19 protein-coding genes are annotated in these 15,502 nt (G+C 67.3%); 9 read left to right on the top strand and 10 right to left on the bottom strand.

Annotated elements, in window-relative coordinates; all coding sequences use genetic code 11:
- Positions 1-97 precede the first annotated feature (97 nt).
- Positions 98-1,327, bottom strand: coding sequence for a chromate efflux transporter (gene chrA, locus BLW05_RS09295; protein WP_371126925.1), 1,230 nt, complete (start codon positions 1,325-1,327; stop codon positions 98-100).
- 147 nt (positions 1,328-1,474) lie between these two features.
- Between chrA and BLW05_RS09290 the strand changes: the two genes are divergently transcribed.
- Together BLW05_RS09290 and BLW05_RS09285 are read left to right on the top strand one after the other, a co-directional pair.
- Positions 1,475-1,714, top strand: coding sequence for a hypothetical protein (locus BLW05_RS09290; protein ID WP_093161929.1), 240 nt, complete (start codon positions 1,475-1,477; stop codon positions 1,712-1,714).
- Between the two features lie 9 nt (positions 1,715-1,723).
- Positions 1,724-2,431, top strand: coding sequence for a VIT1/CCC1 transporter family protein (locus BLW05_RS09285; RefSeq protein WP_093161927.1), 708 nt, complete (start codon positions 1,724-1,726; stop codon positions 2,429-2,431).
- 30 nt (positions 2,432-2,461) lie between these two features.
- Here BLW05_RS09285 and BLW05_RS09280 read toward each other — a convergent pair whose 3' ends face one another.
- The 4 genes from BLW05_RS09280 to BLW05_RS09265 all read right to left on the bottom strand — a co-directional run bounded on the left by BLW05_RS09280 (position 2,462) and on the right by BLW05_RS09265 (position 4,961).
- The gene (locus tag BLW05_RS09280; RefSeq protein WP_093161926.1) at positions 2,462-2,929 is read right to left on the bottom strand and encodes a glycine zipper 2TM domain-containing protein; all 468 of its coding nucleotides are present in this window, start codon (positions 2,927-2,929) and stop codon (positions 2,462-2,464) included.
- Positions 2,930-3,060: 131 nt separating this feature from the next.
- Complete coding sequence (locus BLW05_RS09275; RefSeq protein WP_093161924.1) at positions 3,061-3,807, bottom strand: winged helix-turn-helix domain-containing protein; 747 nt, start codon at positions 3,805-3,807, stop codon at positions 3,061-3,063.
- Between the two features lie 97 nt (positions 3,808-3,904).
- Positions 3,905-4,285: a TraR/DksA family transcriptional regulator gene (locus BLW05_RS09270; RefSeq protein ID WP_093161923.1), complete on the bottom strand. Its 381-nt coding sequence runs from the start codon at positions 4,283-4,285 to the stop codon at positions 3,905-3,907.
- 22 nt (positions 4,286-4,307) lie between these two features.
- Positions 4,308-4,961, bottom strand: a complete 654-nt coding sequence (locus BLW05_RS09265) for a BON domain-containing protein (protein ID WP_093161921.1) — start codon at positions 4,959-4,961, stop codon at positions 4,308-4,310.
- Positions 4,962-5,193: 232 nt separating this feature from the next.
- On the opposite strand from BLW05_RS09265, the gene BLW05_RS09260 reads away from it, so the two are divergent.
- From BLW05_RS09260 to BLW05_RS09250, 3 genes are read left to right on the top strand one after another with little or no spacing between them, the layout of a single operon-like run.
- Positions 5,194-6,036: a universal stress protein gene (locus BLW05_RS09260; protein WP_093162169.1), complete on the top strand. Its 843-nt coding sequence runs from the start codon at positions 5,194-5,196 to the stop codon at positions 6,034-6,036.
- Positions 6,037-6,061: 25 nt separating this feature from the next.
- Complete coding sequence (locus tag BLW05_RS09255) at positions 6,062-6,277, top strand: hypothetical protein (protein ID WP_093161920.1); 216 nt, start codon at positions 6,062-6,064, stop codon at positions 6,275-6,277.
- 23 nt (positions 6,278-6,300) lie between these two features.
- On the top strand, positions 6,301-6,582 hold the full coding sequence (locus BLW05_RS09250) for a hypothetical protein (RefSeq protein WP_177142598.1): 282 nt from the start codon (positions 6,301-6,303) through the stop codon (positions 6,580-6,582).
- A 33-nt stretch (positions 6,583-6,615) separates the two neighbouring features.
- On the opposite strand, the gene BLW05_RS09245 is transcribed toward BLW05_RS09250, so the two are convergent.
- On the bottom strand, positions 6,616-7,437 hold the full coding sequence (locus tag BLW05_RS09245) for a universal stress protein (RefSeq protein WP_093161918.1): 822 nt from the start codon (positions 7,435-7,437) through the stop codon (positions 6,616-6,618).
- Between the two features lie 109 nt (positions 7,438-7,546).
- On the opposite strand from BLW05_RS09245, the gene BLW05_RS09240 reads away from it, so the two are divergent.
- Positions 7,547-9,052, top strand: a complete 1,506-nt coding sequence (locus BLW05_RS09240; RefSeq protein ID WP_093161917.1) for a trypsin-like peptidase domain-containing protein — start codon at positions 7,547-7,549, stop codon at positions 9,050-9,052.
- Here BLW05_RS09240 and BLW05_RS09235 read toward each other — a convergent pair.
- On the bottom strand, positions 9,014-9,826 hold the full coding sequence (locus BLW05_RS09235; RefSeq protein WP_143044803.1) for a L,D-transpeptidase: 813 nt from the start codon (positions 9,824-9,826) through the stop codon (positions 9,014-9,016). The genes BLW05_RS09240 and BLW05_RS09235 overlap by 39 nt on opposite strands.
- Before the next feature lie 153 nt (positions 9,827-9,979).
- Between BLW05_RS09235 and BLW05_RS09230 the strand changes: the two genes are divergently transcribed.
- The 3 genes from BLW05_RS09230 to BLW05_RS09220 are packed head-to-tail and all read left to right on the top strand — an operon-like array spanning position 9,980 to position 12,553.
- Complete coding sequence (locus tag BLW05_RS09230) at positions 9,980-10,408, top strand: Hsp20/alpha crystallin family protein (protein WP_093161914.1); 429 nt, start codon at positions 9,980-9,982, stop codon at positions 10,406-10,408.
- A 5-nt stretch (positions 10,409-10,413) separates the two neighbouring features.
- Entirely contained in the window at positions 10,414-11,895 is a 1,482-nt protein-coding gene (locus BLW05_RS09225) for a bifunctional aminoglycoside phosphotransferase/ATP-binding protein (RefSeq protein WP_256330132.1), read from the top strand.
- Positions 11,896-11,947: 52 nt separating this feature from the next.
- Positions 11,948-12,553, top strand: a complete 606-nt coding sequence (locus BLW05_RS09220) for a nitroreductase family protein (protein ID WP_093161912.1) — start codon at positions 11,948-11,950, stop codon at positions 12,551-12,553.
- A 33-nt stretch (positions 12,554-12,586) separates the two neighbouring features.
- Here the strand turns inward: BLW05_RS09220 and BLW05_RS09215 are convergent, their stop codons facing one another.
- From BLW05_RS09215 to groL, 3 genes are read right to left on the bottom strand one after another with little or no spacing between them, the layout of a single operon-like run.
- Positions 12,587-13,078 carry a CBS domain-containing protein gene (locus BLW05_RS09215; RefSeq protein WP_093161910.1) on the bottom strand — a complete coding sequence of 164 codons (492 nt, stop codon included), beginning with the start codon at positions 13,076-13,078 and terminating at the stop codon, positions 12,587-12,589.
- A 9-nt stretch (positions 13,079-13,087) separates the two neighbouring features.
- Positions 13,088-13,630, bottom strand: a complete 543-nt coding sequence (locus tag BLW05_RS09210) for a flavodoxin family protein (protein ID WP_093161909.1) — start codon at positions 13,628-13,630, stop codon at positions 13,088-13,090.
- 43 nt (positions 13,631-13,673) lie between these two features.
- On the bottom strand, positions 13,674-15,299 hold the full coding sequence (groL, locus tag BLW05_RS09205; RefSeq protein WP_093161907.1) for a chaperonin GroEL: 1,626 nt from the start codon (positions 15,297-15,299) through the stop codon (positions 13,674-13,676).
- Positions 15,300-15,502: the final 203 nt, after the last annotated feature.

The raw sequence follows: 15,502 nt of genomic DNA, 5'->3' as shown, positions 1-15,502 counted from the left end.
TATTGGCAGCCTGCTTGCGGGGAACTGACAGACGCCCAACGCGACGACCGAGAACATCTTGCGCCCGGTCTCGTCGGAACGCTCGTCGCCCGGCGACTCAGCCAAGAAAGGCCCAGCCGGCCGCAGCGGCCAGAAGCACCACGATGAGGGGCGACACGCGGGCGTAGACCAGCAGCGCGAACGCCGCAAGCGCCGTGGCGAAGTCCAGCCGCGTGTGAATTGCGCTCGTCCAGACCGGGTCGTACAAGGCGGCGAGCAGGATTCCGACCACGGCGGCATTGATCCCGGCCATCGCCGACTGCACCGCCTCCTTCTGCCGCAGGGCATCCCAGAAAGGCACTGCCCCGACCACGAGCAGGAACGCCGGCACGAAGATCACGACCAGCAGCGTGAGCCCGCCCGTCCAGCCTGACAGCGGCCCGTGCATCACGGCGCCCAGATAAGCCGCAAACGTGAACAAGGGGCCGGGCACCGCCTGCGCCGCGCCGTACCCTGCCAGGAACTGCTCATTCGTGACAACCCCCGCCGGAACGACCGTCGCCTGCAACAAGGGCAGCACCACATGGCCGCCGCCGAACACGAGCGCACCCGCGCGGTAGAAGCCTTCGACGAGCATCCACAGTTGCGACCGGGTCGCCAGGGCGATGAGCGGCAGGCCGACGAGAAGCCCGAAAAAAAGCGTCAACGCGACGACGCCCGCGGTCCGTGACACGCCATAGCGCCGATGGGCAACCGGCTGCTGCGGCGGCAGCTTCAGCATCCGCCAACCGACCAGCCCCGCCACCGCGATGGCGATGACCTGGGACAGCGAGGTCGGAAGCACCAGGACCAGCAGCGCCGCGACGACGGCGATGGCGGTCCGCTCGCGATCCGGGCACAGGTTCCGGGCCATGCCCCAGACCGCTTGCGCCACCACCGCGACGGCCGCGACCTTCAGGCCGTGCACCGCGCCGCTGCCCGCGAGCACACCCCACTGCGCGATGCCGTACGCGAACACGATGAGTGCAAGGGCGGACGGGAGAGTGAAGCCGCACCAGGCCGCCAACGCGCCGAGCCAGCCGGCACGCGTGAGCCCGATCGCCAACCCGACCTGGCTGCTGGCAGGGCCAGGAAGAAACTGGCAAAGCGCCACCAGGTCCGAATAGCTGCGCTCGTCGAGCCAGCCACGGCGCTCCACGATCTCGGACCGGAAGTAGCCCAGGTGCGCAACCGGACCACCGAACGAGGTCAGGCCAAGCTTCAAGAAGGCGAGCAGTACCTCGAAGGCGCTGCCTCGCACGCTCGCAGGGTGTCTGTCGTTTTCGTTCTCAGGGGGCATGTCAGGCATGGGTCGACACGCTATCACGGCACAAGCCCGCGGCGCATTTGATGGCGCAGCCCGGCATCAGGGTTCGTTCAGAATCGAACCCGACATTACGGGGACCGCGCCCAGTTCAACCGGACTTGGGCCCGGCCACCACCCACGGAGAGGAACATGGAATTCAAGAACTCGAGCATCCGCTACAGCAAGCCGCTCATCGGTTTGCACTGGCTGACGCTCGTGCTTCTCGCCGCCGTTTACGCCTGCATGGAGTTGCGGGGATTCGCCCCGAAGGGCAGCGACCTGCGCGCGAACATGAAGACGATGCATTTCCTGATCGGCCTGCACGCCGCGGCGGCCCTGGTCCATCACTATGTCACCCGCGACAACACGCTGGTTCGCATGCTGCCCTGAAGACATCCGATGAAATCCATCCACGCCCGCGCACATTTCGAACGACACCGCACCGAACACATCGGCTGGCTGCGCGCCGCCGTGCTCGGCGCCAATGACGGCATCATTTCCACTGCCAGCCTGGTCGCGGGTGTCGCGGCCGCACAGGCCAGTCACGCCAACATCATGACGACCGCGGTGGCCGGCCTCGTGGCGGGCGCCATGTCCATGGCGGCCGGCGAATTCGTCTCGGTCCATTCGCAGGCAGATACCGAACAGGCCGACCTGGAGCGCGAACGCCACGAACTGGCAACGGACGCCGAGGCAGAGCATCGCGAGCTGACCGCGATCTATATCCGCCGGGGCCTCGAACACGGACTCGCCAGTCAGGTCGCCACTCAGCTGATGGCGCATGACGCGCTCGGTGCGCATGCGCGCGATGAGCTCGGCATGTCGGAGGCGCTCAGTGCGCGCCCGCTGCAAGCGGCGATGGCATCTGCCGCGAGCTTTGCCGCGGGCGCGGCAATGCCGCTCGCCGTTGTTGCGCTGGCACCCGGGCATCTGTTGCTGCAATGGACCATCGCCAGCGCCGTTCTCTTCCTGGCCCTGCTTGGCGCCATCGCCGCCAGCATCGGCGGCACGCCCGTGGCCAAGAGCGTAACGCGCGTGACCCTGTGGGGCACGTTGGCCATGGCGGTGACGGCGGGCGTGGGGATGCTGTTCGGTGGTGTGCCTTGATGCCCCCGCACCGGGCATCGGACGTCGCCGCTACTTCTTCTTGCTGCTCGTCGCCTGCAGCGAGTCGCCCTTGACCGTGACCGCCTGCCCGACCGGTGGCGCGGAAGTCGTCTGAACCGTGCGCATCGAGCCGTCCTGCATCCGCACGCTGACCTCATAGACGGTCTTCGCGTTCTTGTTTTTCTCGACCTTGTTGCCCGCATAGGCGCCGCCCGCCGCGCCGGCGACGGTGGCAACAGTCCGCCCCCTGCCGCTGCCGACCTGATGGCCGATCACGCCCCCCACCACCCCGCCGGCGACGGCGCCGGCGCCCGAGCTGGGCTTCGAGCTCTTGACCTGGCGTACGGATTCGACCTTGCCGCAAACGGAACAGGGCGTGGGCGGCGCAGCGGCGGGCGCCTCTTCGGCGCGTGACACGGGTGGCGCAGCCAGCAGCGCAACGAGCGCGCAGATCGGGAAGGCCAAGGCGCCGCGCGGGCTGGATGAAGTCGATGCCATACGGATCCCCTTTCCATTCCTGGTGCGAAGGCACCGGGCGCACCTGGAATCATCGCCAATGCGCGGTGCCTGTCAACGCAGCGCGACCGCCGAATTTGATCGCGGTCAACCCCGGTGCAGGACCGGCCCGGTCAGTGCGCCTCGACTTTCGCGACCAGGATGTAGCCCGCGCCGCGCACCGACTTGATGATCTGGGGGTTCGCCGGATCTGCTTCCAGCTTGCGGCGCAGACGCCCGATCTGGACGTCGATGGTCCGATCGAAGGGTCCCGCTTCGCGGCCACGGGTCGATTCGAGGAGGAAGTCGCGCGTCAGCACCCGGTTGGGATGGGTTGCCAGCACGCTCAGCAGCTCGAATTCGCCAGTGGTCAGCGAGGTCTCGATGCCGCCGGGATCGAGCAGGCGCCGCGACGCCACGTCCAGCTCCCATTGCGCAAAGCGCAGCACCTGCCCGCTCGACGCGGGCATCGGCGGGGCGACCGGAGGGTTGATCGGCAGCGCCGGTGCCGTGCGCCGCAAGACGGCCTTGATGCGCGCCAGCAACTCGCGCAGGTCGAAAGGCTTGGTGACATAGTCGTCGGCGCCCACCTCCAGGCCCACCACCTTGTCGATCGCGTCGCCGCGACCCGTCACGATGATGAGGCCGCATCGCCAGTGCTCCCGCACGGCGCGCGCAATGGCGAACCCGTCCTCCCCCGGCAGGCCGAGATCGAGCAGCAGCAGCGCCGGCGCGTCGCGAGCCATCAGGGCCATCAGCTCCGGGCCCGAATGCAAGGCGCTCACGCGAAAGCCCTGGGCCGTCAGGTAGACGGTCAGCATCCGGGTGATCTCGGTTTCGTCGTCCAGAACGGCGAGATGGGGGGCTGCGACAGTGTTCACGCGGCCATCGTAGTGGCACCTCTTTCGCTCATCAACCGGGCAGCCCCTACGGCATGACGCATCCCCCCCTCGCCGACATGGCGCGTTCAGCTTCGCTTCAGCCGCGACGCTTGCGCTCCCAGGCAGCCTGGCAGGCGCTGCAGCGCAGCGCCATGGGGTAGGCCATGAGTCGCTCCCGCAGAATGTCTTCGCCGCAATCGATGCAAACGCCGTAGCTTTCCTTCGCCATCCGCATCTGGGCTTCTTCGATTTCCTGCAGCCGCCGTCGATCGATGTCGATCTCGGCGAAGCGCAAGTCCTCGCTGCGCTCTTCTTCCGCGTCCTCGGCGTTGTTGTGGACCTCATGCTCGTACGAGACCCGTTCCGCGATCGCGTCCGTCGGATCGGTGCGCCGGCGCAGTTCGTCGAGCGTGCGCTGTTTCAGCACTTCGAGCTGCCTGCGCAGCTGCTCACGGTCTTCGGATGTCAGTCGTGCCATGGTCAGGTCTCCCGCAAGTCGATCAGGCTTCCACCAGCAGGTGGTTGATCACACGCCCGACACCCGGCGCGGCCATGGCGGCGCCCTGCGCCGCCCGTCGCTCGGCCCACGAATGAACCTTGCCCGACAGGGTGACCACCGCGTTGTCCACCACGATGTCGATGTGCTGCGATTCCCGATGGGCCTGGCGCAGAAGTGCCTGCTCGATGTTCCTCTGGATGTCGGCTGGACTGAACCGCGGGCGAACCGCGATGCGGTTCGTGACACCAACGACACCCACCAGCGACTGCACCGCGGTCTCTGCCGCGTGGCTCTGGTAGGCCCATTCGACTTCGCCCTCGAGCGTGATCCAGCCGTTCTCCACCACGGGACGGATCTTGCCGTCAGGCACCAGCACATGCCATAGAAGTGCGCGCTCGGCCGCGCTCGCGAGATCGGCGTCGGTGCGCTCGTGGCCGGTGGGCATGCTGACGGTCATATCCACCGCGACGGCGCGCACGCCATGCACCCGTTGGACCGCCCGTTCGACCGCGCGCTTCTCCGCGTAGCTCGTGAGCGGTCCCGTGAGTGTGACCACCCCGTCCTTCACGGTCACGCCGATATCGGTCGATCTGATCGCGGGGTCGAAGTCGAGCTCGGCCAGAACATCGCTTCGGATCATTGCATCGGATTTCATGAGACTCCTTTCACATGGGACACGAGGGGCGCGAAGTCCTTCGCTGCGGACCAATGTAGGGACGACGACGGCGCACTGGCTTGTGCTGGATCAAACGCCGGCACGACAGCCACGGCCCAGGGCATCTTCGGGGAGGTTCCCGCGCCTCAATTGACCCAGATCAACAGGCGCTCCTGCCGACGTGCCTAGCATCGAAACCCTCGCCTACCGGCTCGACAAGGAAAGGACGGCCGTGAGCTACAAGACAATCCTGGTCCACGTCGACAACAGCAGCCGCTGCGCCACCCGCATCGCCTTTGCCGGGGCACTGGCAAACGAGCACGGCGCACACCTGGTCGGCTTGCTTCCTACAGGCCTCTACGAAGGGTCGATCCCGGCCGGCATGATCGACACGGGCGCCAGCGACTACATCGCCGAATCGGCCGCCTATCTGAAGCGCCGCGCCGAGAACATCGCCGACGTTTTCCGTACCGGGATGGAGGCCTGGCCATCGGTCTCCTTCGAACTGCGCCAGGTGGACGGCCTGGCGACGGACACCCTGATCGATCATGGGCGGACCAGCGATCTGGTGCTGCTCGGGCAGGAAGGCGGCGCTACCCCGACGGACGCGCCCTCCCATGGCCTCGTGGGCGAGGTGATGCTCGGCCTCGGACGTCCGGTGCTGGTGGTGCCGTACGCCGGCGAGTTCAAGGCGAGCCCGCGCCGCATCGTCGTCGCATGGAACCGCTCGCGCGAAGCGGCGATCGCCCTGCATGCCGCCCTACCGATGCTCAGCCGCGCAGACCAGGTGACGCTGCTGCAGCTCGCCGGGAAGAGCGAGGACGACAGCGCCGGGCCGCTCCTGCAACTGCATCTTTCGGACTGGCTCGAACGGCACGGCGTCTCGGCGACGACCGATCGGCTGGTCTGCGACGTGCCGATGTCCGATGCGTTGCTGTCGCGCATCTGCGACCTGCAAGGCGACTTTCTTGTCATGGGCGGCTACGGTCACTCACGCGTACGCGAACTGGTTCTCGGCGGCATGACACGCGGGATCCTTGAACACATGACCGTGCCAGTCCTCATGGCGCATTGAACATTCCCCAGTGAAGAGGCCCCCAATGAATCAACCTGAATCGCCCGAGGTACGTCGTCAAGACGCCTTCCTGCTTTCCGTCGCCGGGTGGCAACACCTGCTTCAGGATTCGGCAGAGAAGCTCCAGCAAGCACAGCTGCGTGCATGGGGAGCGATGACGCAAACCTACGTCGCCCTCTACCAGGATGCCTGGGACCGCTGGACCGCGCGCTTCGGCGGCGGCGTTCCCCTCGACGGCTGAGTCAGGCGCGGAGGTACATCGACATGACATCCGATGCGATCTATTGCTTCGATCGAGCCAGTGTCCTGTTTTCGATCTATCCCGATGGACTCACCGGTCGCCGGGTGATCGCCGAGATCTCGGAAGACGCGCTGCGCGATCTGTTCGGCGCCACGGGTGGCGGAGACAGCCTCGTCCAGGCCTGCAGGGAACACTTCGGTGTGATCGAACAGACGGCGCTGCATCACCATCGTCGCGACCCGACCCGGCCGGTGGCGCTCGTCACCGATGATTTCTCGGTTTCGGCCGTCGTTTCGGAAGCCTGACCTGACGGCAGACGCCGGCCCCGCTGCGAAGGATCAATGCGCCATCAGGACCGGCAAGGTCATCGACTGGAGAATCGAGCGCGTGGCGCCGCCAACCACCCATTCGCGGGCGCGGCTGTGGCCGTAGCAGCCCATCACCAGCAGGTCCGCACCCACGTCCGCCGCGAGCGACAACAGGCGCTCGCCGATCTCGCTGTCGTCCGCCCCACCCGTTCGCACCGAGGCCTTGACGCCCTGGGCGCGCAGATAGGTCTGCAGGCTGCGCAGTGAAGTTTCGGCCGCCTCGCCATAGCCCACCACGTGCACTGCGCGCGCCCGCGCCAGCCAGGGCAGCGCGGCTGTCACGGCACGCGCGGACTCGCGCGTTTCCTTCCAGGCGATGAGGACGGTTTGCCCCACCTCCTCCACCGTTCCCGCGTAGGGCACGATCAACGCGGGCTTGCCACATTCGACGAGTACGCTGGACACGAAATCCGGCGGCAGGTCGCCCGCATCGGGATCCTCTTCGTTGCGTTGACCGAGCACCAGCAGATCGGCATACAGCGCCCGCCGGGCAAACGCCCAAGGTTCATCGCCGCGTGGTTCTTCCCAATGCAGGCGCGGCGAACCGCCGGCGGCATCGACGAAGTGCGCGAGCGCCTTGTCCCGGCATTCCTTGTCGAGCTCCTTCATGATGCAGACCGCATCAGGCGCCGCGGTCAATGCGAACGGATAGCGCATCAAGGCCGTCAGCGCACAGGGCAGCCCCGTCACTTCCGCTTCGAAGGTGTCGGCCAACGCGCGCGCAAGCCGGATGCGCACCGCGGCGCGTGGAGAACTGTCGAGATGGAGCAGGATGGATTTCGGTGTGTGCATGGCAGTTGCTTTCAAAGCCGCTCGTCGTCCCGCCAGTCTGCGGCCCGGGCGGGTGCGGCGCCTTGATCCAGCGCAAGTCCGTCGGCGTGCTTGCGGACGACCATGAGCCATGCACGCTCCCCGCTTCCGACTTCGCCTCGCGTTCCTCGCGCTGGGCTGCCTGCTCGGCGCCTGTGCATCCGAGAGCACGCGCCCCACAGCCCAGTTCGCCAGCGCGCCCGCCGCGGCGGAATACGCCGTGCCGACCGCACCCGCGTTCTCGTCGCTCGTGGCGAGCCGCCGCACGAGCGTGGTCGACATCAGCACGCTGGCGATCGGGCGCCAGATCCGGGACGCGGCCAGCGAGGATGTCGAACTCGACTTCGAGCCCGAGATGGACTTCTCCGACCCGCTCGCGCGACCGCTGCCGGCCAGCGCCCGCATCAGCCAGATCCGTGACCTGGCCTCCGGCGTGACGTTGAGCAGCGACGGCCTGATCCTCACTGCCGCCCACGTCATCGCCAATGTGGACGAGATCCGCGTGCGGCTGGATGACGGACGCATCTACTTCGCCCGGGTGGTCGGCATCGACCGACCCACGGATGTGGGCTTGCTGAAGATCGACGCGAAGGGCCTCGCGCCGGCGCCCATCGGCGATTCCTCCACGCTCTCGCCCGGCGACTGGGTCGCCGCCATCGGCGCACCCTTCGGCTTTCACGGCAGCGTGACGGCCGGTGTCGTGAGCGCCGTTGATCGATTCATCGGTGCGGCCGGCGTGCCCTACATCCAGACCGATGTCGCCATCAATCCGGGCAGCTCGGGCAGCCCGCTGTTCAACAGCAGGGGCGAAGTCGTCGCCATCAACTCGCTGATCTACAGCGGCAGCGGCGGCTACATGGGACTTTCCTTCTCGGTGCCGATCAACGCCGCGATGAAGGTCGCCACGGAACTCAAGGCGACCGGGCATGTGCGGCGGGCACGCATCGGCGCCGAGTTCCAGGAAGTCACACCGGCGCTGGCGCAGGCCTTCGGGCTGTCCGATGCCGCGGGGGCACTCGTGGTGCGCGTGGACCCACGCGGCCCCGCACAGGCTGCCGGACTGAAACGCGGCGATGTCGTGACCGCACTGGACGGAGTGCCGGTCGCCCGCTTCACGGACCTCCTCCAGCGGATCGCCACGCAGCCTCCCCGCAGCCGCCATCTTCTGGATGTCTGGCGCGAAGGCGGACAGGTTCCGATCCATGTCGTGTTCTCGGAAAGCGTGCCCCGGGAGAGCGTCCTGCGACCGGACAACCTCGACGAATGGGCCGATGGATTGGGCCTCACGCTCGGCGAGTTGCCGGCAACGCAGCGCGCCCAGTTCGGCATCGACGGCGGCCTCATGGTCCGCGACGCCGTGGGCGCCGCGCGCAGCGAGGGCCTTCGCCCGGGGGACGTCGTCGTGGCCCTGAATGACACGCGGCTGGACCATGTCGAGGACTACCGGCGTGCCGCGGCGAAGGTGCTTCCCGGCCGCAACGTCGCGCTGCTGGTGATGCGCGACCGGCGGCTGGTGTATGTCGCGGTGCGTCGTCCGTCCCTTTCGGAAGCGTCGGACTCACCCGCCCTGTCCGCGCCCGCGCGGGGCTGGCGGTGAGGCCGTCCATGGCGCGCGGCGCGTGAGACCGCTGTCCACGATGATGACGTAGCGCCCCGGATCGGCCACCGTCTCGCGGTCCTCCTTCAGGACCCACTGTGCCTGCCCGTCGGCCGCGAGCTGCTCGTACTCGGCGTCCAGCACGCCGTAGTGGTCCAGCAGTGTGTTCAGCGTGGCCGGAATACGGACGCAGCCCTTGGACTGGGCGCTGCCAAGGCGATGCTCCAGCGAATCGGGCTCCGTCGCGTGCATCTGCAGGCGCATCTCGATCGTCGCGCGATCGCCCCAGCCTTTCGGCGCGCGTTGCCAGCCCAGGTCGTACACCCGCATGCCCTTGCGGCCATAGCCGCGGATCCCGTTGCTGTTGAAGGTGCCCTCGGCGCGAAAGTCGGGGTTGGAAGGCGAATGCTCGAACACGCCCGCGGGCGTCTCGAAGTGATCGAAAGTGCCGGGACGTCCAGTGGACACCGGTGATGCGCCGATGAAGCGGTAGTCGCCGAACGCCGAGCGCCAGAACAGCAGCGCCGCCTGCACCTTCGGGTCGCGATCGACCACGAGCAGGTACTGCGCGCCGGACAGGTCCGCCTGCGCGCTGCGCAGTGCCGCCTCGGCAAGTGTCTGGTAGCGCCGCACTTCGCCATCGGGCACGGCGAGTGCGCGATCCACCTGGCTGCGGTAGAGCGCCGCCAGTTCCCGCGGAGACGCCGGCGCCGCACCCACGGCTGCCATCGAGAGAAAAAGGCAGACGGCCCCCGCGAGGGCCAGGACGAACATGTGGCATCTTTTCATGCCGCCATTGTCGAAAGCCGGCTCGGCCCGGCGGTTGAGCCAGATCAATCCTCTCGCGCCTGTGTCGGCCTACATTGATTACAGCGCGGTGCAATGGGCCCGCGCGTCATCAGTCACTTTTCGATCCGAGGAACCACCATGAGCAACCTGAGACTGCTGGACCCGGTGTTCGGCAACGACTTCGAAACGGCGCTGCGACGCTTCTTCTCCCCCACCGTCTTCGAGGGTGAGCCGACGCCGCTGAAGATGCGCATCGACGTGACCGAGAACGACAAGGCCTTCAACGTGAAGGCCGACATCCCCGGCGTGAAGAAGGAGGACATCAGCATCAAGGTCGACGGCCACACCGTCAGCATCGATGCCGAGACGAAGAGCGAGAAGGAAACCCGGGGCGACGGCGACAAGGTGCTTCGCAGCGAGCGCTACTACGGCTCGATCTCGCGCACCTTCAGCTTGGGCCAGGAAGTGGATGACACCAAGGTGCAGGCCAAGTACGCGGATGGCGTTCTGACGCTGGAGCTGCCGAAGAAGGCCCCCGTCGCCGCCTCGAAGATCGTCATCCAGTAGCACCTGTGCCTGCGGAACCGGACGTTCCGATCCCGCCGGGCCAGTTGGCGGAGCGCGCGGCCCTGGTGCACGCGCTCGCGCTGCGCCTGGGCGCGCAGGTGCGCGAGACGCACATCTCGTGGATCCTGCTCACGCCCGAATTTGCGTACAAGGTGAAGAAGCCGGTGCGCTTCGCATTCCTTGACTACACGACCTTGCAAAGGCGGCGGCACTTCTGCCATGAGGAATTGCGCGTGAATCGAAGGACGGCGCCCTCGCTGTACCTGGGCGTCGCACGCATCACGGGCAAGCCGTCGGCACCCGAGATTGACGGCCCAGGTCCGGTGCTCGACTACGCCGTGCACATGCGGCGCTTCGCCGACGGCGCCCTGTTCAGCGAGCGGTTGGCCGCAGGCGTGCTGTCCGCGCGCGAGGTGGATGGCCTTGCAGCCATGCTGGCCGCTGCGCATGCGGCGGCGCCGGTCAGCCGTCGCGCGCCGGCTGCGCAGTCGAGCAAACTCTCCCGTGCGCTGGCTGCGCTCGACGGCGTGCGTCCGGTCCTTTCCGCAGCCAAGTGCGATCAGTTGCGCGAGTGGCTGGAAGCCGGAGCGCGAAAGCTCTGGCCCGAATGGGTCGAGCGACGGCGAAAGGGCCGGATCCGCGAGTGCCATGGCGACCTTCACCTGGACAACATCGTCGATCTCGACGGTCATCCCGCTGCCTTCGATGCCATCGACTTCGAACCGGCGCTTCGATGGATCGATATCGCCGAGGATGCGGCGTTTCCCGTCATGGACTTCGCGGCGCGCGGCCGGCCGGATTTCGCCTGGCGCTTCCTCAATGAGTGGCTCGACGCTACAGGCGAGCACGATGCGGCAGGGGTCCTGCGCTACGCACTCGTCTACCGTGCACTGGTGCGAGCCCAGGTCGAGCACCTGCGCGCGCCCAACGGCCACGCCGTCGCGTCCTACGTGCGCGCGGCGCTCGAATGGTCCCAGCCGGCGCCGCCCTGCCTGGTGATCACGCATGGCCTGCCGGGCTCCGGCAAGACTTTCCAGTCGCAGCGGCTGTTGGAGCAGATCGGGGCGATCCGCGTGCGCTCCGACGTCGAACGCAAGCGGCTGTTCGGATTGGGCGCACTGGAGAGCTCGCGCGCGCGCGGGCTCGACATCTATTCGCGCGACGCGACCACCCGCACCTACGAACGCCTGTTCGCCCTTGCCCGCATCCTTCTTGCGGCCGGCTTCTCCGTGGTCATCGACGCGGCGTTCCTCAAGCGCGGCGAACGCGATGTGGCACGTGAACTCGCACGCACCTGCGGGGCCCGGTTCGAGATCCTGGCGTGCCAGGCGCCGGACGAGATCCTGCAGCAACGGATCGCTGCGCGGACATCCGATGCCTCCGAGGCGGACGCTGCCGTGCTGCGGCAATTGCGCGCCGCGATGGACCCGCTCGGCCCGGACGAGGAAACACGGCGCAGCGCCCGCAGTTGCGCCAGCGCAAGCTGAAGTCTGATCGGATGCAGCATCGTCGAGGTGTCCGTTCACCTGGAGATTCCCGATGTCGACCCTGCCCCTGAATCTCGACTCCGACATGCTCACGCTGCCGGTCCCGCGCCTTCAATCCGCCACAGTCGAAGTCGCACTGCAGCGACGTCGCAGCACACGCAATTTCCTCCCGGATCCCCTGACACTGGATGAAGTGTCTGCCGTGCTGTGGGCCGCGTTCGGTGTGAACCGCCCGGAAACCGGCGGGCGCACCGCGCCCTCGGCTCGCGGATGGCAGGAAATACTCGTGTATGCCGTGATGGCCGAAGGGACCTGGCGCTACGACGCGCAAGCCCACCGACTGGACCTCGTGAAGGCCGCCGACTTGCGGGCAGCCACCGGGTTGCAGGAGTTCGCGGGCACAGCCCCCCTGAATCTGGTGTACGTGGCCGATTTCGAACGCATGCATGACGTGCGAGATGAAGACCGCGTCTTCCTCGCGGGCGTCGACTCGGGCTGCATTGTCGAGAACGTCTATCTCTACTGCGCGACTGCCGGCCTGGGCACGGTCGTCCGCGCGCTGATCGACCGCGGAAGCCTTGCGCAGGCGCTTGGGTTGAAGCCTACGCAGCGTATCGCCCTGGCGCAGAGCATTGGCCGGACCGGACTCATCCAGTGAGTCCCGACCGGAGGTCGGGCGCCTCCGCCGGACTCAATGATCGTTGCGAGCGATGTAGAGGGTCTGTTGCGGTTGTGGCCCCTGCCCTCGAACCGCTTCGCGCGCGACGCCGGAATGCAAGGCGCCTGCGAGGGCCTCGAACTCCTGCGCGATCGCGTCGAGCAGGTCGTCCATCGACACCAGTCCGGCGATGCTTCCGTCGTCGTTGCTGACCAGCAGCCGGCGCACGCCCGCCTTGCGCATCGCCGCAAGCGCCTCCGGCACCGTCGCCGATGCGCGCACGCCGGCGAGTTCGGTGCCGCACAGCGCACCGACCGGCTGCCCGATGGGCGAGCGGCCATCGGCCAACGGGCCGATCACGATGTCGCGGTCGGTGACCATGCCGATCACCCGTCCCGGTTCATAGGGGTCGGTGACGGCAAGCGCGCCGACGTGGTTCTCGCGCATGGCGCGCGCGGCGTCCTGCACGGATGCGTCGGCATTGACGCAGACCAACTCCCGGTGGCAGAGGTTTTGCATGTTCATGGCGAGTGCTCATTGAGATAAAGGTTGCGATATGTCCGCCTCGGTCATCGCGCGACGTGGCAACGGCTGGGCGAGCGAGGCTGACGCCAGTGCGTCGCCGAAGGCGAGGAGGCGTCTGGTGCCGCTGCCGTCCTCGATCTCGCGAGCGAGGAATTCGGCTGTGAGGATCGGGGCGCCCCCAAGCAGGCGCGTGGCTTCCGCCACCGCGTTGGAGGCACCGGCCGAATTCATGGTCGTGATCTGCGCGACGCGCCGCAGGTGCGTGGCGTTCTGCGTGAGAAAGGTGCGCATCGGGCCCGCCATCTGGTAGGCCCAGATCGGGGAGACGATGACCACCGCGTCAAAGTCCGCGGGCTGCGGTCCCTCGTACCGGATGGACGGCCGGCGCTGGAACAGTGAATCGAGCACGCAGCGCAAGCCGCCCGTGAATCCCGCACGCCGACGCGCGTCGCGGATCTCGCCGAGCGGCCAGCCATGGTGCGACGCGAGCAATTGCGCAGCACGGCGACACACGCCGCTGTACGAATAGAAGACGACCAGGGTCTTGTCCATGCTGTGGGCTCCTTTGGAATATTTCCGCGACTGCGCGACTGCGTCAGAACATGTCCGAAGAAGGCACGGCAGGCGACGCCGGCTCCTTCCTGGGCACGTCGGCCACCATGCAGTCGATCGTGAGGATCAGGCCAGCGATCGAGCCGGCGTTCTGCAGCGCAAGGCGCGTCACCTTGGCCGGGTCGATCACGCCCATCGCGAGCATGTCGCCGTATTCGCGGCGGGCCGCGTTGTAGCCGAAGCTCGGCTGTCCGGCTGCATCCACGCGGTCCAGGATGATGGAGGGTTCCTGCGCGGCATTGAGAACGATGCGGCGCATCGGCTCCTCCAGCGCACGGACCACGATCTTCAGCCCCGAGTCCTCGTCGAGCGTCGGCAACGTCACACCCTGCAGTGCCTTGCGCGCACGCAGCAGGGCGACCCCGCCCCCGGGCACGATGCCTTCCTCGATCGCCGCGCGCGTCGCATGCAGGGCGTCCTCCACGCGCAGCTTCCGTTCCTTCAGCTCGGTCTCGGTGGCCGCGCCGACCTTGATCACCGCCACACCGCCCGAAAGCTTGGCGATGCGCTCGTCCAGCTTCTCCCGGTCGTAGTCGCTGGTGAGCTTCTCGCGCTCTTTCTTCAACGTCGCGATGCGGTCGCGGATGGCGGACGCATCGCCGGCGCCGCCCACGATGGTCGTGTTCTCCTTGTCGACAACCACCCGCCTGGCGCGGCCGAGGTGCTCGAGCTGCGCCTTTTCGAGCGTCAGGCCCAATTCGGCGGAGACCACCTGGCCTCCCGTCACCAGCGCGATGTCCTGCAGCATCGCCTTGCGCCGATCGCCGAAGCCCGGCGCCTTGACCGCGCAGGTCTTGAGCACGCCGCGCATGCTGTTGACGACCAGCGTCGCCAACGCATCCGCATCGACCTCCTCGGCGACGACCAGCAAGGGCATTCCGGCCTTCGCTGCCGATTCGAGCAACGGCACGAGCTCCTGCAGCCCGGACAGCTTCTGGTCGTACAGCAGCACCGCGACGTCCTCCAGCACACAGGTCTGTCGCTCCGGGTTGTTGATGAAATAGGCGGAGAGATAGCCGCGGTCGAACTGCAGTCCCTCGACGGTTTCGAGTTCGCTCGTGATGCCGGATCCATCCTCGATGGACACCGCGCCGTCGCGGCCGACCTTGTCCATCGCCTGCGCGACCAGTTCGCCGATCGAGCGGTCGTTGTTGGCCGAGATCGCCGCCACATGCGCGATCTCCTGCGAAGTGGCACAGGGCTGGGCCATCTTCCTGAGCTCGGCCACGATGATCTCGACGGCTTGCTCGATGCCATGCTTCAGCTCCATCGGATTCATGCCGGCTGCCAGGTATTTCAGTCCTTCCTGCACCAGGCTGTGCGCCAGCACGGTGGCCGTGGTGGTGCCGTCGCCCGCCATCTCGCTGGTGCGCGCGGCGACTTCGCGCATCAGTTGCGCGCCCATGTTCTCGAAGCGGTCCTCGAGCTCGATCGATCTCGCGACGACCACGCCCGAATTGACGATCTGGGGCGCGCCGAACTCACGGTCGATCACCACGGTGCGTCCTCGCGGCCCCAACGTCACCTTGACAGCCTCGGCCAGCGTATCGACGCCCCGGCGGATCTTGTCGCGGGCCTCCTCGCGGAACAGCAGCTTCTTGGCAGACATCTTGAGCGACCTCCTGCCCACATCATTGGCCGTCCTGTCCGCGCCGGGCTTGCGCCAGGTCAAGCGAAAGCGCCCCTGCCGTGAAACCGCGCGTTGATCCAACGCAAGCCCGCCGACGACTGCGCTGCCTAAAGTTCCCGGCGTGGGGCGATTTGCCCGCGCACCCAAGGTTCGAAAGGAAAAGCCATGCACGCCAATTCCCA

The organism is Variovorax sp. YR216, assembly GCF_900107745.1.
Classification (GTDB): Bacteria; Pseudomonadota; Gammaproteobacteria; order Burkholderiales; family Burkholderiaceae_C; genus Variovorax.
The sequence above is the reverse complement of the archived record's forward strand: the minus strand, read 5'-3'. Positions and strand labels throughout refer to the sequence as shown.

What these genes read in the sequence shown, in the direction of transcription:
- chrA (WP_371126925.1), bottom strand. Translation starts at nt 1,327, where the DNA reads ATGCCTGACATGCCCCCTGAGAACGAAAACGACAGACACCCTGCGAGC.
- BLW05_RS09290 (WP_093161929.1), top strand. Translation starts at nt 1,475, where the DNA reads ATGGAATTCAAGAACTCGAGCATCCGCTACAGCAAGCCGCTCATCGGT.
- BLW05_RS09285 (WP_093161927.1), top strand. Translation starts at nt 1,724, where the DNA reads ATGAAATCCATCCACGCCCGCGCACATTTCGAACGACACCGCACCGAA.
- BLW05_RS09280 (WP_093161926.1), bottom strand. Translation starts at nt 2,929, where the DNA reads ATGGCATCGACTTCATCCAGCCCGCGCGGCGCCTTGGCCTTCCCGATC.
- BLW05_RS09270 (WP_093161923.1), bottom strand. Translation starts at nt 4,285, where the DNA reads ATGGCACGACTGACATCCGAAGACCGTGAGCAGCTGCGCAGGCAGCTC.
- BLW05_RS09265 (WP_093161921.1), bottom strand. Translation starts at nt 4,961, where the DNA reads ATGAAATCCGATGCAATGATCCGAAGCGATGTTCTGGCCGAGCTCGAC.
- BLW05_RS09255 (WP_093161920.1), top strand. Translation starts at nt 6,062, where the DNA reads ATGAATCAACCTGAATCGCCCGAGGTACGTCGTCAAGACGCCTTCCTG.
- BLW05_RS09250 (WP_177142598.1), top strand. Translation starts at nt 6,301, where the DNA reads ATGACATCCGATGCGATCTATTGCTTCGATCGAGCCAGTGTCCTGTTT.
- BLW05_RS09245 (WP_093161918.1), bottom strand. Translation starts at nt 7,437, where the DNA reads ATGCACACACCGAAATCCATCCTGCTCCATCTCGACAGTTCTCCACGC.
- BLW05_RS09240 (WP_093161917.1), top strand. Translation starts at nt 7,547, where the DNA reads ATGCACGCTCCCCGCTTCCGACTTCGCCTCGCGTTCCTCGCGCTGGGC.
- BLW05_RS09235 (WP_143044803.1), bottom strand. Translation starts at nt 9,826, where the DNA reads ATGTTCGTCCTGGCCCTCGCGGGGGCCGTCTGCCTTTTTCTCTCGATG.
- BLW05_RS09230 (WP_093161914.1), top strand. Translation starts at nt 9,980, where the DNA reads ATGAGCAACCTGAGACTGCTGGACCCGGTGTTCGGCAACGACTTCGAA.
- BLW05_RS09220 (WP_093161912.1), top strand. Translation starts at nt 11,948, where the DNA reads ATGTCGACCCTGCCCCTGAATCTCGACTCCGACATGCTCACGCTGCCG.
- BLW05_RS09215 (WP_093161910.1), bottom strand. Translation starts at nt 13,078, where the DNA reads ATGAACATGCAAAACCTCTGCCACCGGGAGTTGGTCTGCGTCAATGCC.
- BLW05_RS09210 (WP_093161909.1), bottom strand. Translation starts at nt 13,630, where the DNA reads ATGGACAAGACCCTGGTCGTCTTCTATTCGTACAGCGGCGTGTGTCGC.
- groL (WP_093161907.1), bottom strand. Translation starts at nt 15,299, where the DNA reads ATGTCTGCCAAGAAGCTGCTGTTCCGCGAGGAGGCCCGCGACAAGATC.